This is a genomic window from Vibrio sp. 11986-1-5, assembly GCF_963878025.1.
In the GTDB taxonomy this organism is placed as follows: Bacteria; Pseudomonadota; Gammaproteobacteria; order Enterobacterales; family Vibrionaceae; genus Vibrio; species Vibrio injensis.
In genome coordinates, this window is sequence record NZ_CAWNVW010000054.1 from 90132 (window position 1) to 110439 (window position 20308).

General features: G+C 46.0%; 18 protein-coding genes. 6 read left to right on the top strand and 12 right to left on the bottom strand.

The genetic code is table 11. From position 1 onward, the window contains the following. Positions 1-2: 2 nt before the first annotated feature. Together AACS00_RS16425 and AACS00_RS16430 are read left to right on the top strand one after the other, a co-directional pair. Positions 3-1547, top strand: a complete 1545-nt coding sequence (locus tag AACS00_RS16425) for a COG3650 family protein (RefSeq protein WP_110168046.1) — start codon at positions 3-5, stop codon at positions 1545-1547. Then, on the top strand, positions 1547-2146 hold the full coding sequence (locus AACS00_RS16430; RefSeq protein WP_072670172.1) for a tRNA-uridine aminocarboxypropyltransferase: 600 nt from the start codon (positions 1547-1549) through the stop codon (positions 2144-2146). The genes AACS00_RS16425 and AACS00_RS16430 overlap by 1 nt, the downstream gene beginning before the upstream one ends. Here the strand turns inward: AACS00_RS16430 and AACS00_RS16435 are convergent. The 8 genes from AACS00_RS16435 to AACS00_RS16470 all read right to left on the bottom strand — a co-directional run bounded on the left by AACS00_RS16435 (position 2123) and on the right by AACS00_RS16470 (position 12106). Further along, complete coding sequence (locus tag AACS00_RS16435) at positions 2123-4621, bottom strand: bifunctional diguanylate cyclase/phosphodiesterase (RefSeq protein WP_110168047.1); 2499 nt, start codon at positions 4619-4621, stop codon at positions 2123-2125. The genes AACS00_RS16430 and AACS00_RS16435 overlap by 24 nt on opposite strands. 85 nt (positions 4622-4706) lie before the next feature. Then, the gene (yigB, locus tag AACS00_RS16440; RefSeq protein WP_110168048.1) at positions 4707-5426 is read right to left on the bottom strand and encodes a 5-amino-6-(5-phospho-D-ribitylamino)uracil phosphatase YigB; all 720 of its coding nucleotides are present in this window, start codon (positions 5424-5426) and stop codon (positions 4707-4709) included. A gap of 3 nt (positions 5427-5429) precedes the next feature. Continuing rightward, positions 5430-6359: a tyrosine recombinase XerC gene (gene xerC, locus AACS00_RS16445; RefSeq protein ID WP_110168049.1), complete on the bottom strand. Its 930-nt coding sequence runs from the start codon at positions 6357-6359 to the stop codon at positions 5430-5432. Beyond that, positions 6352-7035 (bottom strand): DUF484 family protein, encoded by a 684-nt coding sequence (locus AACS00_RS16450; protein ID WP_110168050.1) that lies wholly within the window; start codon positions 7033-7035, stop codon positions 6352-6354. Before AACS00_RS16450 ends, xerC begins: the two co-directional genes overlap by 8 nt. A gap of 14 nt (positions 7036-7049) precedes the next feature. Further along, entirely contained in the window at positions 7050-7880 is an 831-nt protein-coding gene (gene dapF, locus AACS00_RS16455) for a diaminopimelate epimerase (protein WP_072670177.1), read from the bottom strand. An 11-nt stretch (positions 7881-7891) separates the two neighbouring features. Next, positions 7892-9145, bottom strand: a complete 1254-nt coding sequence (gene lysA / locus AACS00_RS16460; protein ID WP_110168051.1) for a diaminopimelate decarboxylase — start codon at positions 9143-9145, stop codon at positions 7892-7894. A 30-nt stretch (positions 9146-9175) separates the two neighbouring features. Beyond that, positions 9176-9292, bottom strand: a complete 117-nt coding sequence (lptM, locus tag AACS00_RS16790; protein WP_419796212.1) for an LPS translocon maturation chaperone LptM — start codon at positions 9290-9292, stop codon at positions 9176-9178. Between the two features lie 285 nt (positions 9293-9577). Continuing rightward, positions 9578-12106, bottom strand: coding sequence for a class I adenylate cyclase (locus AACS00_RS16470; RefSeq protein WP_072670180.1), 2529 nt, complete (start codon positions 12104-12106; stop codon positions 9578-9580). A gap of 413 nt (positions 12107-12519) precedes the next feature. Between AACS00_RS16470 and hemC the strand changes: the two genes are divergently transcribed. The 4 genes from hemC to AACS00_RS16490 are packed head-to-tail and all read left to right on the top strand — an operon-like array spanning position 12520 to position 16585. Beyond that, entirely contained in the window at positions 12520-13458 is a 939-nt protein-coding gene (hemC, locus tag AACS00_RS16475) for a hydroxymethylbilane synthase (RefSeq protein WP_110168052.1), read from the top strand. A 3-nt stretch (positions 13459-13461) separates the two neighbouring features. Then, positions 13462-14184 carry a uroporphyrinogen-III synthase gene (locus AACS00_RS16480; RefSeq protein WP_110168053.1) on the top strand — a complete coding sequence of 241 codons (723 nt, stop codon included), beginning with the start codon at positions 13462-13464 and terminating at the stop codon, positions 14182-14184. 20 nt (positions 14185-14204) lie between these two features. After that, a complete protein-coding gene (locus tag AACS00_RS16485) occupies positions 14205-15407 on the top strand; it encodes a uroporphyrinogen-III C-methyltransferase (RefSeq protein ID WP_110168054.1) in 1203 nt (400 codons plus the stop codon). Beyond that, positions 15404-16585, top strand: a complete 1182-nt coding sequence (locus tag AACS00_RS16490; RefSeq protein WP_110168055.1) for a heme biosynthesis HemY N-terminal domain-containing protein — start codon at positions 15404-15406, stop codon at positions 16583-16585. The genes AACS00_RS16485 and AACS00_RS16490 overlap by 4 nt, the downstream gene beginning before the upstream one ends. A 62-nt stretch (positions 16586-16647) precedes the next feature. Here AACS00_RS16490 and hemN read toward each other — a convergent pair whose 3' ends face one another. The 4 genes from hemN to AACS00_RS16510 all read right to left on the bottom strand — a co-directional run bounded on the left by hemN (position 16648) and on the right by AACS00_RS16510 (position 19985). Next, entirely contained in the window at positions 16648-18036 is a 1389-nt protein-coding gene (gene hemN / locus AACS00_RS16495; RefSeq protein ID WP_072670185.1) for an oxygen-independent coproporphyrinogen III oxidase, read from the bottom strand. Between the two features lie 240 nt (positions 18037-18276). Continuing rightward, positions 18277-18765 carry a DUF2489 domain-containing protein gene (locus tag AACS00_RS16500; protein WP_110168056.1) on the bottom strand — a complete coding sequence of 163 codons (489 nt, stop codon included), beginning with the start codon at positions 18763-18765 and terminating at the stop codon, positions 18277-18279. A 9-nt stretch (positions 18766-18774) separates the two neighbouring features. Continuing rightward, positions 18775-19347: a Der GTPase-activating protein YihI gene (gene yihI, locus AACS00_RS16505; protein WP_110168057.1), complete on the bottom strand. Its 573-nt coding sequence runs from the start codon at positions 19345-19347 to the stop codon at positions 18775-18777. Continuing rightward, positions 19347-19985, bottom strand: a complete 639-nt coding sequence (locus AACS00_RS16510) for a class I SAM-dependent methyltransferase (RefSeq protein ID WP_072670188.1) — start codon at positions 19983-19985, stop codon at positions 19347-19349. Before AACS00_RS16510 ends, yihI begins: the two co-directional genes overlap by 1 nt. Positions 19986-20308: the final 323 nt, after the last annotated feature.

Consider the following 20308-nt stretch of genomic DNA (forward strand, 5'->3'; position numbering starts at 1 on the left):
ACATGAAGCAGCTAACAAGACCTGCCGCCCTTTTCGCGCTGCTTGCCATCCAAGCATGTTCATCAACGCCACCTGAGCAATCAGAGGTAACGCCAAGCCCAGAGCGGACACAGGCGACACTCGATAATCCTGCCAGTATCAAAATGCAAACCTTTATTCTACGAGGTGAAGTCGTTCTTGGCCCAGATGTCAGCTCATTAACCCCTTGTGATAGCAATAACCAGTATTGGCTAGACTTATCACCTGAGCTCAAACAACAAGCGAGAGCTGTGGCTCATCAACCTTATCAAGCTCTTTATGGTGAAGTCATCGGTTATCTGACCCCACCGAGTCAAACAGGATTTAATGGTGATTATACCGCTCGCTTTGTCGTTCAGCAGATCAACCAACTGAGTTCGGAAAATCCTCAGCGCTGTCAGCATCCCCCACGTCCAACTCGCGCTTTTGGTACTGAGCCATTTTGGTCCATTCAGTTCACGCCTCAAGGACTAGAATTTCAGCCTTTAGGCGGTGATAAGCAACACTTTATGATTGAGAATAGCCAACTGTCGACCCAACAACGTCATTATCAATTTCCCGAAGGCCAGCTCAGTTTAGTACGCGCCGTCTGCTCCGATAATATGAGTGATACGCTTTACAGTTGGCGGTCGACCTTAACCTTATCCGCAACCACTTATCAAGGCTGTGCGACATTAAGTAACGTCGATACCACACAAACTTGGGCGGGTACCTATTTTGCGAGCGCCAGTGATCAACGCGGCTTTGGTGTCACGCTAGAACTGAACGCTGATCATAGTGCCATCACACGTTATCGTTATCTGAGTGGTGAACGGGAACTGGTTGAAAAAGGCTATTGGCAACAGCTGAATCCCAAGCAAGTACAAGTGGTCATGACCCACCATCAACAGCAATATTTACTATCAGAACGGATTTATACTCGTGATGGCTTCCAGTTGCATGCTGATAAAGAAAAAATTGGCCACCAAGTCTATCCAATCAGTGAGGGGGGACTGACGCTCTTTCAAGCAAAAAGCATCGCCGATCAGCAGGCATCCCTCAATCAACGTAACTTAGATGGCCGTCCGCAATCGATCACTTCTCGTGGTGATTATGATGAGCAAGTTGACCAAGCGATCAAACGCTATTTTGCGTTGCACAAAACCGACCCGAGTCATATCCATTATCGCTGGTTGAAGTACGACTTAAATGGCAATCAAACACCAGAACTGCTCGTCCAACTGGATTGGTGCCAGCAAGAGCAATGCACCTTACTGATTTTCGAGAAAAAAGCCGGAGAGTGGCGTTTTAACAGCCGCATCAATCAGGTCGCTACGCCTTTTCAACTCGGTAAGCTGGCTCATCATGGTTGGCAAGATCTGATTTTAACTCTCAGACGTGATCAGCAAAGCCAGCATTACCAATTGTCTTATAATGGCATCAGTTATCCAGCCACCACTCGTGATGCTCAACCGGCGCAAACAACACAGATCAGCGGTGTCACACTGTTTGCCGATGGATTAGCACCCAAAAGTGGAGTGAAATTATAATGGCTTGCTTAGAATGTGGTCTCGAATGGCAGTGTCTGTGTTCGGTGGTTCCCAGTCTCAGCAGTCCATTGATCCTCTCATTACTGATGCATGAAAATGAATATCAACGCGAGACCAATACGGGTCGCTGGCTGACCAAAGCCCTGCCCGATTGCGCAGACTATCTCTGGCAGCGACGCACTCCACCACCAGCCTTACTCGATCGCATTAATGACCCAGATTATTATTCACTGCTCATCTACCCAAGTGAGCACAGTGAGCCTATCGAGCAGCATCTGCAACATGCACAAGATAACGGGCAAATCCCTCACTTTATTGTCTTAGATGGCACTTGGCAGGAGGCGAAAAAAATGCTGCGCAAAAGCGACTGGTTAAACCTACCCCATGCCCATTTAACAACCACACAGACGTCCCACTACCAGTTAAGACGTAATCAACAAACGGGACATTTATGCACTTTAGAGGTGGCCAGTGAATTGCTCAAGCACATCCACCAACCTCAGCAAGCTCAGGCATTAACTGATTTTCTCGACACGTTTATGAAAACCCTCCAGGCCGATAAAAGCGGCCATCGATTACGCGATCACTCGCTGACGTAAACGCACAGGCTGACCTAAGTAAAAACCTTGCAAGTAATCAACCCCCATGTCTTCGCTTATCTGACAGACGGTTTGGTTATGGACAAATTCAGCCACCGTTTTGGCATTCAGCACTTGGCACAGCTTAACCAATTGCTGCGCAATTTTACGCTGCTTAATATCTTGATCGATATTACAAATTAAGCTGCCGTCTAACTTAATAACTTGAGGTTCCAATTTAATAATTTCATCAATATTCGAGTAACCACTGCCAAAATCGTCAACAATAATTCGCACACCTAAACGCTTAAAGTGTTCGCATACCTCAATCATCTGACCATAATCTTTGATCTGTTCATTTTCGAGCACTTCTAACCCCACTCGCGATGGATCAGCCAATGACTTCACCGCGGCCTCAAGACGCAATAGCGTGCGTTCACTCATTAAATCTTGCGGAGAGAGATTAATTGAAAATGCTTCCTGGCGATCACGCATGATATCAAAGGTACTTTTTATCATTTGCCGACTTAAGCGCGTGTAAAGATGACTGCCTTCGATGATCGGTAAAAATCGTCCCGGCAAAATGATCTCCCCTTCGTCTTCAATGCGCACCAAACACTCATAGGAAGCCAGTTGATGAGAATGAGCGTGAACGATCGGTTGGCCGTACACCAACACATTATTATCCAGAACCGCCCGGCTCACACACGATAACCAGCCCAATCGTTTTTGACGTAATTCATCTTGAGCACGTAATCGCGTTGCACTGCAAAAATGCCGATTACGCTGAAAGGCGTGCCGACGAGCTTCAATCGCGCGCAGCAATAAATCGTCCGCATCTTCAGCCGGAAACTCTTTACGACTGACTAATCCCGCGCACAACGAAACAGAAACATAATCCACTTCTGGTAAGCCATAAGGTTCAAAATTGACATGCTCAAGCTGCTCAACAAATTGCGAAAACAGGCGATGAATCTCTTCTTCATCGCGATCAGCACTAAACACGGTCGCCCACTCGCCAACACCAATCGCATACAATGAACTCAGGCCCGGTAGATGCTCAGTTAAGTACTCTTGAAAATGCCCAGTTAAATCAACCAATAACTGGTCACCAACTTGATAACCGTACTTCTCATTAATCTGATGGAAGTTGGTCAATTTTAGCGCGAGTAAGTGTTCACCGTTCACCATCTGCAATAACCGTTCACGCAATACCACACGATTGGCTAGGCCAGTACGTCGATCAACGCGATAACTAGCCGTGAGTAATGAGGCTTGATCTTGAATTTTCTTGGTTAAATCACGATTCATCTCGTCCAAATCATCTAACGCATTACGAATCAGACTGAATAACGGGGCAATTTCATCGTGTTTGGTAACATAAGCAGGGCTTAACGTAGCCTGAGCTGGCACGCCTTCACGTAGCGCAAGATAAGTCATACTGTGATGAAGCATGCGTTGTGACTGTCCGTCATGCCACAGTTCACCCGCTAAGTAGCCACCATGAGTGGCCACTTGGTTTTGTAAAGGCAGAAGTTCTTGGTTACCAGCAATAAAGTCCAAACGTGAAGTACAGCTATAGATAATCATTTGCTCAGCTTGGAACTCACGTAGCCGCTCAGCACCGATCGAGATTTGTTCTAAGGTTATCGATGGATGATCGAAACAAAAGCGCACCTCATCTCCTACCGATAATGGTGCGTTGAAAATCAAGCCGCCATCTTGTTCAGCAAGAGGAACGTAGACGTCTTGTAGCGTGACTTCACCTTTCAGCAGTGGGAAATGGCTCAACCTTTCCAGCGGCACCGATTGACCATTGCCTAAGTAACGGTCATACAATTGACGAACGGGTATATCATCGACTCGTTGTACCATGCAGCCAGTGGCAGCCGTGACCCGAAAGGTTCGCCCAACCGGATTCCACTCCGTGTAAGCCCCAGTTTGAACGTGTAAGCTCTCGCTATGCAAGGCAACACTCACCATCGCTTGATGATAGAGTTGTCGTCCCAATAATACCCACTGCCCTTGCTGGGTTTCGGTGGCTAATCCCCCAGCGACGACAATCCCCGGAGCAAAGGTATTCAAGGCATGAAAACGCGCCTTATCATCGATATGGGTTTGACTGATAAAGCACAACATTGCCTGAGAGTCGGACTGTAACTTCAAGCCATCAATCAACGCTTGAGTGTCTTTTCTTCCAGACAGGGAAAGGGTTTGTGCTGAACAAGTGAGGTGAGTATTAGAAAAGTGACTGAAAATCAATAAAGTACCGTCGTGGTACAACTGTCCATCATGAATCATCGGCTCAGCGCTCAAACCGATTATCTTGGCCTCAGGATAAAGGGCCAATAACCTATCAACCCATGCTTGAACGCTTTCTATCGATTCACTCGACAGCAATTGGATCAACAATTGACCCGCCTTGGTCAAAGCGGGATGAATCGGTAATTCTGGAACGTCAGATTGTGCCGGAAAAAATAACGATGTTGTGAACATGTTCTCACTAACTCAGACTGCGAATACAACTTGTATCATTTGTGCAACTACGTTAATGATTAACCATGGAAATCACAATGTTTATTCAAGAAATCAATTGATTAAGTTGCTCTAGTCGATGAATTTCAATATCTGGCAAAACCGTTGCGCGAGAGTTTTCACGCAAAGTGAGACCTTGATCATTATACCAACACGATTGGAAACCATTTTGCTTCGCCCCTTGCACATCCGTCACCAAGTGATCGCCAACATGCAAAATCATTCGCGCTGGAAGCGCTAACCTATGGCTCGCTTTATCAAAAAGATCCGCGTAAGGTTTAGCTCGCCCATCGGCACCAGCCTTCAATACGCTCTGAAAATAATCACCTAAACCAATTTTCTCAACATCAACGTTACCATTAGTGATCGCAATCAGCGGCAGCTTTTCCGCTAGAGAGCTCAATACCTGATGCGTCATTAATGGTACATCGACCAAATTGCGTAAGCGTAATACTTCATGGATCGTCTCTTCTGCAACTTGTTGCGCCAAAGATGCAGAGTAGCCTAACTGCATTAATCCCTGTCTTACCTGTTCAAAACGCCACTGCGTAACATCGTGACGCAGCCAAGGATCTTGCATCGCAACCTGCCGCTTGAGGCTTACCCACCATGCCTTAGGTTGGCTAGCAGTCAACGGATGTTGCTGATGCAACCATTGCGTCACCTGCTGCTCTAAATGCTCAATCACTGGATGGTTATCGTACAAAGTGTCATCCAAATCAAAGCTCATGGCTCGAATCGGTCCTAACTGACGGTAAAACAGCATCAACTACTCCTTGGCTTTCTTTTTTGCTCGTGGATGAGCTTGGTCATACACCTGAGCAAGATGTTGAAAATCAAGATGAGTATAAATTTGCGTGGTTGAAATGTTCTCATGGCCTAATAACTCTTGCACAGCACGCAAATTATTACTCGATTCCAACACATGAGTGGCAAACGAATGACGCAATTTATGAGGGCTAATATGACTGGCTACCGACTGCTTATGTCCCCACTCTGCCATGCGCTTTTGTACGCTGCGATGAGAAATTCGACCACCAAGTTTAGAAATAAATAGCGCCACTTCATCGCCTTTCAATAGCGAACCACGAACTTTCAACCACTTACCAACCCACTCTTTGGCTTGCCCTGCAAAGGGTACTTTTCGTTCTTTATCGCCTTTACCGATCACTCGAATCTCGCCGCGGCTAAAACTGAGGTCTTTAAGATCAATCGCCACCAGCTCTGCCAAACGTAAACCAGCGCCATACATTAACTCCATCATCGCTCGATCACGAATCGACAATGGGTCATCATCGGTCACCTCAAGCAACTGAGCCATCTCGTCCACATCGAGATTCTTCGGTAATGGTCGCTGTTTTCGTGGTGCTGAGACGCCTTTGGCTGGATTAGCCGCCAGCTCACCACGTAAAATTAAAAAATCAAAAAAGCTACGTAAAGAGGATAAACGCGTCGCTAAACTGCTGGCCTTCATCCCATCACGCATTCCTTTACTGGCTAGCTGACGAACCCAAGCAGCATCAACCTGTTGCCACTCGCTCACGCCGAGATGATGAAGATGCCCAGCCATGGCTTGTAACTGCTGCTGATAATTACGCTGAGTATGCAAACTTAAGCCCTTCTCACTGCGCAAGTACTCATAAAAGCGCAATAGTGGCTGAGCCAACGTGTTAGGTAATGCCGAATCTTGCTCACTCATGATGATCAGATTGCCAAGGCAACACCGTAATCAAGTGACTTAACAATAGCGCCAAATGACGCAAAAAAAGCGTATCCATACAAGGTTGAAAATGACCACCATCGGGGCTAGAAAAGGCTAAAATCCCTTGCGCTGCATTCTGGCCAAGAGGCAATACGACATAAGAGCCCATTTCGGGTGCCGCGCACTGCTCACCAAGTAACAACCAGCGATCGGCTTGCCGCAATCGACCTAAATAGGCTTGTTTTCCATTAAAATGATTGGTTGAAAAGCGTTGTAATTGCTCTTGGCTGATACCGTATTCTGCCAGCCTTGCATCCACTAAACGTAGATAAGCGATTAACCCAAGTCGCTGAGCGGTCGTTTCAATCGCGCGACATACCGCTGATAAACAAGAACACTTTAATAACTGCTCTTGTAAGTCCATAAATTCATGGAAAGTGCGATCATTGTTCGCAGCAAGAGACATCAAAGCCGTGATCTCTTCTTCCAGCTCTTCAATCCGCTGTCGCTGACGAGCCATTTGAACATGCACCAAAGAAACCGCACCAGCTTGTGGATGCGGTAAGGATAAACGCTCCACCAATTGAGAACGGTGCTGGAAAAAATCAGGATGATCAGTTAAATATTCAGCGACGACCTCTGCCGTCAGAGCTTCTACTTGTGGTTGTAACAAAACACATCCTTACTTTAGCAAGAAACTTGGCCATCAAACACATGGGTTGCCGGCCCTATCATATAGAGAGGCTGTCCCGGACCTTGCCAGCTGATCTCTAAACGACCACCGGGTAAATTAACCGTCACGGTATCATCCAACAGATCTTGCAGGATACCGACCGCAACAGCAGCACAAGCTCCACTACCGCACGCTTGAGTTTCACCAGCACCACGTTCGTAAACCCGCAGATTAATTTGCTGACGATTGACAACCTGCATAAATCCAGCATTTACACGCTCAGGAAAACGTTCATGCGACTCCAACAAAGGGCCGATTCGTTCCACTTCTGCGGTAGCAATATCCTCGACAACAGTCACCACATGGGGATTGCCCATGCTAACCGCGCCACAAAACAGCGTCTGTTCATCGACACGCATAATGTACGTTTTTTCTGCTTGCTTAGCGCGAAATGGAATTTTGCTCGGCTCAAACTCAGGGATGCCCATGTTCACGCACACCTGATCATCCTCTTCAATGCTCAAGATGATTTTGCCTTTTTTAGTACTGACACTGAGACTGTACTTATTGGTTAAGCCTTTCATTCGTACAAAACGCGCAAAACAGCGTGCGCCATTGCCGCACTGCTCCACTTCACTACCATCAGCATTAAAAATCCGATAATGAAAATCGCTTTCTGGATCATACGGTGCTTCAACCACCAAAAGCTGATCAAATCCGACCCCAGTATGACGATTCGCCAAACGGCGAATCAGCTCAGGAGAAAAGAACACGTTTTGGGTAATACAGTCAACGACCATAAAATCATTGCCCAAACCGTGCATTTTAGAAAAATGGAAATGCATAAATGGTCACTTTACTCCGGCAAAATAGTTTCTAACGCCCAAAGGCTAGCCAACGATTCACGCTGACGAACAAGATGAATCTTATCACCATCCACCATCACTTCTGCCGCTCGGGTTCGAGTATTGTAATTCGATGACATGGCAAACCCATACGCACCAGCAGAACGAACCGCCAACAAATCGCCTTGGGCCAACACTAACGGGCGATCTTTCCCTAAAAAGTCACCCGTTTCACATACTGGACCAACCAAATCATAAATAATGGCTTCACCTGCACGCGGTGCAACAGGCACAATATCTTGCCAAGCTTGATAGAGTGCAGGACGCATCAAATCATTCATTGCTGCATCAATAATGGCAAAGTTTTTATGTTCTGTATGTTTTAAGAACTCAACCCGCGTTAATAACACTCCAGCATTAGCTGCAATGGCACGACCGGGTTCAAAAATCAGCTCTAAATGCGGATGCTTATGCAAACGAGCCAGTAAAGCCTTCGCATAATCCCCCGGCTGAGGTGGTTGCTCATCGCGATAGACCACACCGAGACCACCACCGACATCCAAATGCGCGATAGTGATCCCTTCAGCAGCCAATTGGTCAATCAACGCCAGTAGCCGATCGGTAGCATCAATGAATGGCTCAAGTGCCGTTAATTGAGATCCGATATGGCAGTCAATACCACGCACATGAATATGCTCTAGATTGTGCGCCAAACGATACACTTCCGGCGCACGCTCAAAGGCAATACCAAATTTATTGTCACGCAGACCTGTCGAAATGTAGGGATGAGTATGCGCATCAACATCTGGGTTGATACGTAATGAGACAGGGGCTTTAACACCAAGCTCCCCCGCCACTTGATTTAATAGCAGTAGTTCAGGTTCCGACTCAACATTAAAACACTTAATCTGCAGTGTCAGTGCGCGTTTCATCTCTGCCGCAGTTTTGCCAACACCAGAAAAAACCACATTACTTGGGTTACCCCCAGCCGCTAATACACGTTCTAACTCGCCACCCGAGACGATATCAAATCCCGACCCTAGGCGAGCGAGGGTATTCAGTACGCCCAAATTGGAGTTCGCTTTCACCGCGTAACAGATCAAATGCGGGTGTGCACCAACAGATTGATCAAAAGCATGCCAATGACGCTCAAGTGTGGCTCTGGAATAAACGTATAACGGGGTGCCGTATTGCTCAGCTAACTGTGTGAGGGAGACGTTTTCTGCCCAAAGCTGACCATCTTCCTGATAATTAAAGTAATCCAAAATAATGTCCCTTAATCTAATGTCTTGAATTTACTGATTCTGTTCACTCGGTTGAGCACGATCAGGCGGATATAGCGGCCCCGTTTGTCCACACCCTGCTAACGCAAGAGCAGAGAACAAAAATAGAGTTGTGATGGCTGTTTTCATTTTGCATATCGTTATTATTGACTCAATGCTCTCTATAATCGCACCACAATCAGGAAAAGCAATAGCATAGACAGGATGAACGAAACTGAATTTCCGCTCCAGCTTGAGCATCAATCAAAATACAGCAGATAAATCACGGGGAATCGGTATCAGTTGGGCTATATTAGCTAAAAAATTATACTTAACCGACCAGAGCCGATTCGATGGGCAATGAATAACAAAAAGCTAGACATTCCAAATCCGTAGACATTGCTGATAGCAGAGCGAGAATCAACGTCAAGAGGACTAAGCGTTGATCACTTTTGAAGGGCGAGAATAAACCGAGGAGTCATTACGATAAGGCACAACGTAGCTTTCTCCTTCTTCAGGATGAATGATTTGATAATACTGTGGCAGGTTAAAGTTAATTAATTTAGCCGCGATCTGATTATCATCTTTCACTGACGTGTAGAAGCTATTAACACTGTTGATCATCTCGTCTTTTTCACCACTACACTGATGATACACCTCGATCCGATTCGCTTCATCGAGTACGTAAATATTAAAGCCCTGCTCGGTATCCTCAAAAAAGAACTGCACCAATCCTTCACTGGCAAAACCATCCACTACATCGGGCAGTTGATAATCTTGCTCACGATCCAACATCAGTAATGGTGAACCTTTGAGTTTATTACTGGATATGCTGCGATAAAAATCGACCGAGTTTTCTAAGCGTTGCACTGAAACGCCTCGCCGCTCAAAGAATAGGCCATACATCTGCTTACCAATCCGCATCGCTTTAAACCGACGGCGTTTCTCTTGCTCAACGGGCTTTAGGCGTAAATCGATGCACTCGGCCAGTAATTGATAAATCAAATTACGCATCACACCACGCAAATGCTTGCTGTAACAAAAGACATCCACCGACTCTGGAGGAATCGCATCTTGGTGCATCTTACCTAATACGGTTTTCAGAGCATCCAATATCGCGGTTTCGCCCTTAAAGTGCAGGGTGCGTACTTCTTGCCAAGAATTGCGATATACCAAATCAACACTGCCAACCAAACACTGCTGCTGCTCAGAAAAACTAAAAATATCTAAACGCTTAACATCAACCTTAAGCGACTTACCAGTTAACTGAGTCGTTGGATCGTTTTCAAAATTGATGAACATCGCCAGTTGGCTAATTTCACAAGGACTCGCCAGCGCCGCCATGGTCGGGCGACGTTTATGCAATGAAAAGGTATTTCTTAAGTCGCTGACCATTTGATAAAACTTATCGAGGTCGAGATGCGCATCACGGACAACCGAATGCAAACGAGTCGACTCGGTAATCAAACCATTAAAAAATGACCAAGCGACCAGTTTACTTAAATATTCATGATGATCTAAACAGCGCTGACCAATCATCCGCTCGGCCAGTGGCGGCTGTTTATACAGATACCATCCTGAAGGGTTCGCTCGCCCAGAACGAACCTCGATAAAAGTCAGATCCGGCTCATGTAAATCTGGGGAGATCTGTGGATTAAGCAGCGTCACTTTGCCAGGCAGCACTTCAAACGCGGCATACAATTTACGCGCTAAAATAGAAATATCTTGTGGGCTGATCGCAGAAGTGATGTCATGACGACGCGCAAATTGAATCAAGTTACGGTAACTGAGCATCAACGCATCCAATAAGGCATGATGAACCGTTTTCACTTGCTCAACTTTCCAATGACGGCGGTTATCCAGTTGTTGAATCGTTGCCTCGTCCCATTGCCAATCTTGAACCATTTCAGTTAGGGCTTCTCGTCGCCAAGCGACAGATCCCGCCCCCGGTTCACGCGATAATTTCTCATGAGTTTTGAGATAAAAACAGCGACGAACTAAATCGAGTCGTGAACGGTCACCAATTCGCTCTAAATAGCGGGTGACTTTTTTCAACATCAAATAGTACGCATCCATCCCATACAGATCAGGCTCATGGGCAAAAAAACGTCGTTTAGTATCAATGCTGAGTAATTGAGTATGGGGATATTCCCAAGAGTAAGCTTCTAATAAAGTCGCTTTTAAGACCGACTTATACGGTGAGTCAATACTCTTATACAGTTGCCATAAATTGGCACCAAAATACTCTTCGGCAGGAATTCGGTTTAGGCGCCCAAAATCAATCCATTCACTGCAATCAATGTAGTGATTAGCACACAATAAATTGACGTATTCATCGTAACACTCCTCCATTTCCGGAGGTACGATTTGCCACAATAAGCGCTTACCCGCCAGACGAACCGCAGAACGATAGAATTCATCCAACAACAAAAGGTGTTGAGAAGAACCGCAGTTCTCACCGGTCATTTGATCCGATTGATTATGGCGAAAACGCTGTTCATCCATAATAAAGAAATTCGCTTCGACACCTTGGCTTTTTGCCCAATCGGTGATCAGCAAACATTTATTGCTTAATCGTTCACGCTGTTCGCAGCTCATGCTGGCCGCCACACATACCCAAATATCCAAATCACTTGAGGTACTTTGGCCAATCGATGACGTGCTACCCATAGTGTATAAGCCTAAAATACTCGGCTGACTAGGTACGGGCAGTGTTGCTCCCAAAGCCAATTGCGTATCATCGATTAATTGTTGCTGAATCGGATCTAGGTTAAAACACTCAATACCGTGTGGAACTTGCTGCTCAAAATAGCCGGGGATCAAAGGATGGTTGTAGTGCAGCAAAGCGGGGATCAGATGAAAAACACGCTGACCTTGTAAATCCATAAGCGCCAGCGCACGCTCAGTGCGTTGCCGGTTAAGATTATCTAATCGCTGAATTAAGGTTTTTGTGTAAGCCTGCAAGGTTGGTTCCTTGGTTGAAACATTAACGCCCGCTTTGGATATGTTTTGTACGACAGACTAAACAAAACGTGATCAATTTAACACTTTAAATCCGCTGGGTAAAGCCATCTGCACTCTCTATCATACTAAAGTCGTAATTGATTTACCAAATCAATACCCTAGGGCATAAACTCGGCAATACTAGTCATTTACTGTCTATTTTACTCGATATCGCCACAAACACCACTCAACTTGAAGATCCTCTCTCGTCAGAAAAGCAAGACTAAGTGCGATCCCAACGAGAAGTCCATCACACTATTTTCACTAAAAATCATCAATTTAGTCACAAATGAGCATCATCGCCATCTAGTATTAAAACTTTCCTGCGCACAATGTTAGGATGTCAGTATTGTTGACTGTTTATCGGGATTATCATGACTTCCACGCCTCCAATTCGTATTGCCACTCGGCAAAGCCCACTCGCTTTATGGCAAGCGCATTTTGTCAAAGATGCCTTGCAAGCCGCTCATCCACATTTAGAGGTAGAACTGGTGACCATGGTCACTCGTGGTGATGTGCTATTGGATACGCCTCTCGCCAAAGTCGGCGGAAAAGGCCTGTTTGTGAAAGAATTGGAAGTCGCGATGCTGGAAGGACGCGCTGATTTAGCCGTCCATTCGATGAAAGATGTACCGGTGGATTTTCCTGACGGATTGGGGTTAGTCACGATTTGCCAACGTGAAGATCCTCGTGATGCTTTTGTCTCTAATCACTACCATTCACTGGCAGATCTACCTCATGGTGCGACTGTTGGGACTTGCAGCCTCCGCCGTCAATGTCAAATTAAGGAAGCGCGTCCTGATATTATCATTAAAGAATTACGGGGCAATGTAGGGACACGCCTAGCAAAATTAGACGCTGGGGAGTTTGATGCGATTGTCCTTGCCGCCGCAGGATTAAAACGTTTGAAGCTGGAACAACGTATCGCCAATTTTATTTCCCCAGAACAATCGCTCCCAGCAGTCGGTCAAGGCGCTGTCGGCATCGAGTGTCGCCTCGATGACCAACGTCTCCTCACATTACTCGAACCCTTAAATCATGCCGACACCTATGATCGCGTGATCTGCGAACGTGCAATGAACCTGACCTTACAAGGTGGCTGCCAAGTGCCTATCGGTAGTTACACCGAGTTAGACGGTGATCAGATCTGGTTACGTGCTTTGGTTGGCGAGCCAGATGGCTCACGGATCATCCGTGGTGAGATTCGTGGCCCACGCCAACAAGCTGAACGCCTTGGTGTTGAATTAGCTCAGCAACTGCTTGACCAAGGTGCGCGTGATATCCTCAATAAACTCTATGCTGACCACGAGTAAACCATGGCAATATTGGTCACTCGCCCAGATCAACAAGGCAAAGCACTGTGCCAATTACTCCAGCAGCATGGGCACCAAGCGCTAAATCATCCGTTAATCCGTATCGAAGCCGGAACGGACTTAGCTTTGCTGAGCTCAGAACTGGTTGACTATGAGGTGATTGTTGTCGCCAGCCAACACGCGGTCAGTTGGGTTGAACGCACGCTCCAAGCCGAGCACCTCTCGTGGCCTACTGCAGCTATTTATGTTGCCATTGGTCAAAAAACCGCACAGGTTTTAAGCAAAGCCTGTCAACAACTCGTACACTACCCCGAGATCAGTGATAGTGAACATCTTTTGGCGTTGCCAGCGCTACAATCGGTAGCCGGAAAACGCGTGGTGATCTGGCGTGGTAATGGCGGGCGAGAGTTAATTTACCAAACACTGCACCAACGAGGCGCTAACGTTGATTACCGTGAAATGTACCAGCGACACCCCTTATCTTTTGACGGTGCAATGGCTTTAACACGTTGGCAAGCAGCCAATGTCGATACCTTAATCATTACCAGCGGTGAGCAGCTGGCGTTTTTTTGTTCACAACTGCCTCCTGAAGCTCAAGCTTGGACGAGGACATTACGCTTATTGGTCCCTAGTCAACGTATCGCTGAACAAGCACGAGAATTAGGATTTCAACATATTGTGATAACAGGAAGTGCGGCAAACCGCGATTTAGTGGCGGCTGTTTAGCCTTAACACAGGATTTAGCCATGACAGATAATAACCAACCCTCTCCACAAAAACCGGAACAGACTTCATCTCAATCTGGCGATCCGGTCGATACAAGCAGCAAAGCAAAAAAGACTGAGCGTAAGGCAGAATCAACGAGCCGCTCAAATCCGCCGCAAACTGTCAATCCGCCAACGAGCCCATCCGTTAATCGCCCAACGAACGGTGGTAGTACACTGGCCACGATTGCGATTGTATTAACCGTACTGTTTGGTGGCGGTATCACTTTGCATATGCAACAGCAACGCGCCGACTATCAGGCGCAAATGCATGCGCTACGTGCAGAACTCAATCAAGCTCGCAGCACCATCAATACTCAGCTTAGCGAAGCGAAAGAACAAGCGATTGGCGCAACTCGTGATATCGCGACTCAAGCTGAAACGTTACTTAACCAGCAAAAACAGAGTGTCGATAGTTTGCATCTCGCACTTGCCGAAATTCAAGGTCGACGCCCCAATGATTGGCTATTAGCAGAAGCCGACTACCTAGTTAAATTGGCTGGACGCAAGCTGTATTTAGAGCGCGATATTGAAACGGCAACCCAGTTAGTCCAAGAAGCCGATTTACGTGTTGCTGAACTCAATGACCCAAGCTTAACCTCACTGCGTCGAGCGCTAAGCTACGATATTGCTCAATTACAAGCCATGCCGATCATCGATAGAGACGGCTTAGTGCTGCGCCTGATGAGCCTACAAGAGCGTATCGACCAACTACCGCTCGCCAATGCGATATTGCCAGAGGAAGCTCAACCTAGCCAACCAACCGTTTCAGAAGATATTGCTGATTGGAAAACCAATCTACGTACCTCTTTACAAGCTTTTGCCGATAACTTTATTACCTTTCGCGTAAGAGATGGACAAGCGATACCGCTGTTATCACCACAGCAACATCTTTACCTTCGTGAAAACCTTAAAGCAAAATTAGATACTGCAATTAAAGCCGTCTATAGCGAACAGCAAGACATTTACACGCTCTCCCTTAACATGGCCCTAGAGTGGTCAAGGGATTACTTCAATCGATACGATCAACAGGTCAAAGCGTTTAACCTTAGTCTTGAGCAACTGGCAGAGCAACACATTCAGCTTGATACGCCTCAGCTCACGGCTCAACAGCCACTCTCAGATGTGATCCGTGAACGGTTACGTCGCTCTGTAGCACCAATAATGACGGAGGGACAACAATGATTCGTTTACTCTTTTTACTGGTTGTCCTCGGCCTTGGCTTATTTGTAGGTACCCAATACGCAGGCCAACAAGGTTATGTCTTAATTTCCATCGCTAATACCAGCATCGAAATGAGCGTCACCACGCTGATCATTGTGATGGTCGCCTTACTGGCTGGACTATTTTTTCTTGAATATCTGATAAAAAAAATCCTTCGAGCCAGTAGCAGCACATGGAACTGGTTTACCATTCGTAAGCATCGTCGCTCTCGCCGTTACACCGACGAAGGCATGATTAAGCTGCTTGAAGGGGATTGGAAACAAGCCGAGAAAAAAGTCACTCGCTGGGCGAATCATCATGATATGCCGCTACTCTGTTATTTGGCCGCGGCGGAGGCCGCTCATGCACAAGGCGAACAGCGTAAACGAGACGACTATTTGGCGTTAGCGGCCAAGCAGCCGAATGCCACTCTTGCGGTTGAATTAACTCGAGCCAAACAGTTATTAAGTGACCAAGCATGGCAAGCGGCTGTTGATATTCTGACTCGATTAGAACAGGCTTACCCTGATAACCTTTTAGTCTTAAAGCGCTTAAAGCAAGCCTATCTCGCCCTAGAGCAGTGGCAACCGCTACTGGCGTTGATTCCCAAACTCACTAAAAACCAATTAATCAGTCCATCACAGGCTGATGTTCTGACCTTACAAGCTCAACAAGCAATGCTCAGCGTTGTAGCAACACAAGGAGGCAGCGAAGGGTTATTGGCCTACTGGCAATCACTCCCAAAAGCTCTTAAACACGAAACCCGTTTAATGGTTGAAGTTATTCAGCAATTATTGCAGCGTCAAGCCGATACTGCGGCGTTCAAATTACTGAAAGAGTGGCTAAATAAACGGCCTACGATTGAGTTATATGGGTTCCTACCTAAGTTAACCCTAGATGATAAACAGCCGCTCATCGCCTTACTGCAAGACAAGCTACGTCGCGATAAAAATAATGCTGAAGCCCACAGCGCGCTAGGGCAAATTCTGCTTCACGAGAAACAGTGGGCACAAGCTCAGCAGCACCTTGAACAAGCCCTATCACTTCGAGTAAATATTGAAGATTACGCCTGTTTAGCTCAAGCATTAGAGCAGCAAGATCGCCCACAAGCGGCGCACGATGTCAGTCGTAAAGCTTTATCCCTACTGACTACAGCTTAATCAAAAAAAGCGGTTCCTCTTATCGACGAACCGCTTTCTCTCTATTGTCTTTTTTGAACAAATTAAATAACCCGAGAAAACTGCTGCTGGCGGGCACGCTGACGTAAGTACTTGTCAAAACACATGCAAATATTGCGGATCAGTAATCGGCCACGTAAGGTGACACGGATAAAACGGGAATCAACCTCAACCAATTGATCATCAATGAAGGTTTGTAATAACGCGAGATCTTGCTGGAAATAGTCATTAAAACGCAGCTTAAAATGCTGTTCTATTGCCTGTTTATCCAACTGAAAATTACAAATAAGTTGTTTAATGACTTCACGACGCAACAGATCATCACTGTCCAATGATACCCCTTTCCACAGCGCGTGACGCATTTCATCCACTTGCTGATAATAACGCTTCAGCTCTTTCTGATTTTGGGCATACACATCGCCAACCATTGAAATGGCAGAGACACCAAATCCCAGTAAATCACAATCGCCCTGCGTGGTGTAACCTTGAAAATTACGATGTAAAACACCGTTACGTTGCGCCACGGCTAATTCATCATCGGGTAACGCAAAATGGTCCATGCCAATAAACTGATATCCCGCTTCAGTTAAAGTGCTAATGGTATCTTGTAAAATAGCCATCTTTTCTTCTACCGATGGCAAGTCGTCAGATTGGATTTTCCGTTGCGCGGCAAACAACTCGGGCATATGAGCGTAGTTAAACACCGACAAACGGCCTGGGCGCATCTCAATCACTTGCTGTAACGTCGCGTGGAAGCTGGCAACGGTCTGCTTGGGTAAACCGTAAATTAAATCGAGGTTGGTGGAGCGAAAACCCAGTTGCTTAGCGCGTGCCACTAAATCAACAATAAACTGTTCATCTTGTTCACGATTCACAGACTGCTGAACTTGTTTATCAAAATCCTGCACACCAATACTGATGCGATTAAAGCCCTCACTCCGCAGATGATCGAGTACCGACAGCTCAATTTCACGCGGATCGACTTCAATGCTGATCTCCGCTTCCGGCTGAAAATTAAACTCCGCCCGCAATAATGCCATTAATCGGCTAATTTGAGCGTTAGTTAAAAACGTCGGCGTACCACCACCAAAATGCAATTGAGTAACAGGACGCGATAATAGTAATGGTGCACGTTGACGAATTTCGTGCTCCAGCACATCTAAGTACTCATCCGCCTTATGCGAGTGACGAGTAATAATTTTATTGCAGCCACAGTAGTAACAAAGCTTGTGACAAAAAGGAATATGGATATATAGAGATAACGGCCGCTGTGGATAACGTGCACAAGCCATATCAAATTCAGCAATAGTGAACGCTTCGTGAAATTCCACCGCAGTTGGATAGGAAGTGTAACGCGGCCCCGAGTAGTTGTACTTGTCTAAAATGGTTTGATCCCAAACAATCTGCTGACTGGGTACGACTGGCGACAACATAGTGACTCTTCCGTTATTGAACGTGGACTGATTATTCTGCCACACGACAAGGCATGGCGTCGGGAAGCAAAAGAAGATTTACCGATAAAATAGTCTAAATTGCTAGCCGGATCACTTCTTATTACTCATTAAACGATGATGGAAGTGGGACTAGGCCATTATCGGCATCTTAGCGACTTTCGAGGTATTAGGCGACGAACGTACCTTATCGAAAGCTTTCGCTAAGAGCCTATAAATAGATTAAACGAATTGAATAGGGATCTGTTGATTCAACGGACGAATACGCTGTTGTAACGCTTTCAGCTCCGCCACAATCGCGTCATTTAGACGAACTTCAGCTTTCTGGCGAGTTAAGTTATGGCGCATTCTCTCTTGTTTTGGCATTGCTTGTCGCGCGTCACCACGAGGCATATCTTTGACAATGTGGTACAGCTCAGCCGTCGCTGGATAGTCACGTTCAAAATCGACCCGTTGTTCACCCTGCACATAATCCATGATGCAGTAGACGCGAATGGCAATTTCGGATAAATCACACTGACCTTGAATACCGGCCAAACAGAGTGTATTCACACTATCAAAAATATTGGCATTGCGTTTTTCTATAGCCAATGTTTGATGTAGCTGCTGTAACTGAGTTTGTTTTTTTACTTGTAATAACAAGTAAACGGCATAGCTTGCCAAACCAAGAATGATCAGTCCACCAACCATCACCAACAAAAGCGTATTCATACCATTGCCCTACTGTTTGTATCCATCCACATCTAGATTTTCAAATTGCGCCAACAACTCATCATCAGATTGCACTTTACGTGTCTTAGACTGAGCCACTTGCGGGATAGGAAAATCATCGTCAAGCTCCTCATCTTCGTCGGCAGCATCATCAAACAAGCCTAGTTGCTTCATCAATACTTCGATCCGATCCAGTTTCTCGTCGACGTATTTTTGTAAACCAGCCCCTAGATTTTCACCACTATCGATTCTATCGAGCAGGACGTTCAATTGAGCATCATTTTCCAGCATCGCTAACTCTTGCTCAGCATCTAAACGGCGCTGCTGTTTGCTGGCTTTTTTCCCGGTTTCCACGATCAAGGGAATTTTTTTCTTGCTTCCCAAACGTGGATCACGAGCTTGCTCAGTGGAACGTTGACTGTGCTCACCACCATCAGAATGGCGACTACCACTTTTCAGTCCTTTACGTTTTTTTAATTTCTTGCGCTCACGGCTTTCTAAATCAGCCTCACTACGGTTACGTTTACGAGCCACGATCAGTTCACCGTTAAAGCCGGTTTTTGCTTTCTTTGTACGAGACATTACTGGGGTTTCCTCAGTAAAATTACATCATTTCCGATAAATTCAAGTTCGAGCTTATCCCGCTCGGCCAGAAACTGAAAGGTATCACAACTAAAAAAGCTTACATGAGTAAGATCATTTTTATAGTGCCATCCAGCAAACGCATCTACGTCTTTCACTAGCTTGGTCATAATACCAATCCAGCCGCCTGGCTTAACTAAATTCAGCCATTGCTGCCAAATACGGTGAGGATCATGTAAATGTTCAATCACTTCACTGGCGGTTATAAAATCATAGTCTCTTTGTAAGACTTCTTGTTGTGGATAATAAAAGAAGTCATACAACGCGACATCGTGTCCTGCTTCTTCAAGCATGACTGACAAGGTTGGCCCTGGTCCACAGCCAAAATCTAACCCCTGAGATTGAGGAGCGAGCCTCTCCAACATTGGCTGAGAGAGACGAGATAAGAAACGGCGATATCCCAGATCGCTGGGATTGTTGTCGTGCAAATCATAAATGCTTTTCTCACGCTCAGCACTCAGTCGGTCAGCAGGAGGTACAAACACCAATCGACAAACCGAACACTCTCTATAAGCGCGATGATTATCGGCAAAGTAGGCGTGGGTTTGAGCGCTGTGGCATAAAGGACAAGTATGCATGGTCGCCTCCTGATTGGGGGATGCGCAACATACCAGAAACTGGCGATAGTGTGGAGTCTCTTTGTTCAAAAACAGAGCAATTCTTGTAAAAAGATCATCAATCCATTGATCGCACAATGAAAAGCCTCACCGCAGCTTATGAGCTATCCGCCATACCCAACATCAAAATCCACTGCATTTGCTCTTAGCCCATCGAAGAAGACCATTTCTCTCGATTCAGATAAGCGATTGATATCAAGTACCAAAAATTCACTTACAACGAGGAAATCAATTTCTTCCTATCACACGATTGATAATTATCCAGCTTACCTCTGCACTCATGA

Bases quoted from the DNA above. Each gene is read 5' to 3' on its own strand.
- AACS00_RS16425 (WP_110168046.1), top strand. From the start codon at position 3: ATGAAGCAGCTAACAAGACCTGCCGCCCTTTTCGCGCTGCTTGCCATC.
- AACS00_RS16430 (WP_072670172.1), top strand. From the start codon at position 1,547: ATGGCTTGCTTAGAATGTGGTCTCGAATGGCAGTGTCTGTGTTCGGTG.
- AACS00_RS16435 (WP_110168047.1), bottom strand. From the start codon at position 4,621: ATGTTCACAACATCGTTATTTTTTCCGGCACAATCTGACGTTCCAGAA.
- yigB (WP_110168048.1), bottom strand. From the start codon at position 5,426: ATGCTGTTTTACCGTCAGTTAGGACCGATTCGAGCCATGAGCTTTGAT.
- xerC (WP_110168049.1), bottom strand. From the start codon at position 6,359: ATGAGTGAGCAAGATTCGGCATTACCTAACACGTTGGCTCAGCCACTA.
- dapF (WP_072670177.1), bottom strand. From the start codon at position 7,880: ATGCATTTCCATTTTTCTAAAATGCACGGTTTGGGCAATGATTTTATG.
- lptM (WP_419796212.1), bottom strand. From the start codon at position 9,292: ATGAAAACAGCCATCACAACTCTATTTTTGTTCTCTGCTCTTGCGTTA.
- hemC (WP_110168052.1), top strand. From the start codon at position 12,520: ATGACTTCCACGCCTCCAATTCGTATTGCCACTCGGCAAAGCCCACTC.
- AACS00_RS16480 (WP_110168053.1), top strand. From the start codon at position 13,462: ATGGCAATATTGGTCACTCGCCCAGATCAACAAGGCAAAGCACTGTGC.
- AACS00_RS16485 (WP_110168054.1), top strand. From the start codon at position 14,205: ATGACAGATAATAACCAACCCTCTCCACAAAAACCGGAACAGACTTCA.
- AACS00_RS16490 (WP_110168055.1), top strand. From the start codon at position 15,404: ATGATTCGTTTACTCTTTTTACTGGTTGTCCTCGGCCTTGGCTTATTT.
- hemN (WP_072670185.1), bottom strand. From the start codon at position 18,036: ATGTTGTCGCCAGTCGTACCCAGTCAGCAGATTGTTTGGGATCAAACC.
- AACS00_RS16500 (WP_110168056.1), bottom strand. From the start codon at position 18,765: ATGAATACGCTTTTGTTGGTGATGGTTGGTGGACTGATCATTCTTGGT.
- yihI (WP_110168057.1), bottom strand. From the start codon at position 19,347: ATGTCTCGTACAAAGAAAGCAAAAACCGGCTTTAACGGTGAACTGATC.
- AACS00_RS16510 (WP_072670188.1), bottom strand. From the start codon at position 19,985: ATGCATACTTGTCCTTTATGCCACAGCGCTCAAACCCACGCCTACTTT.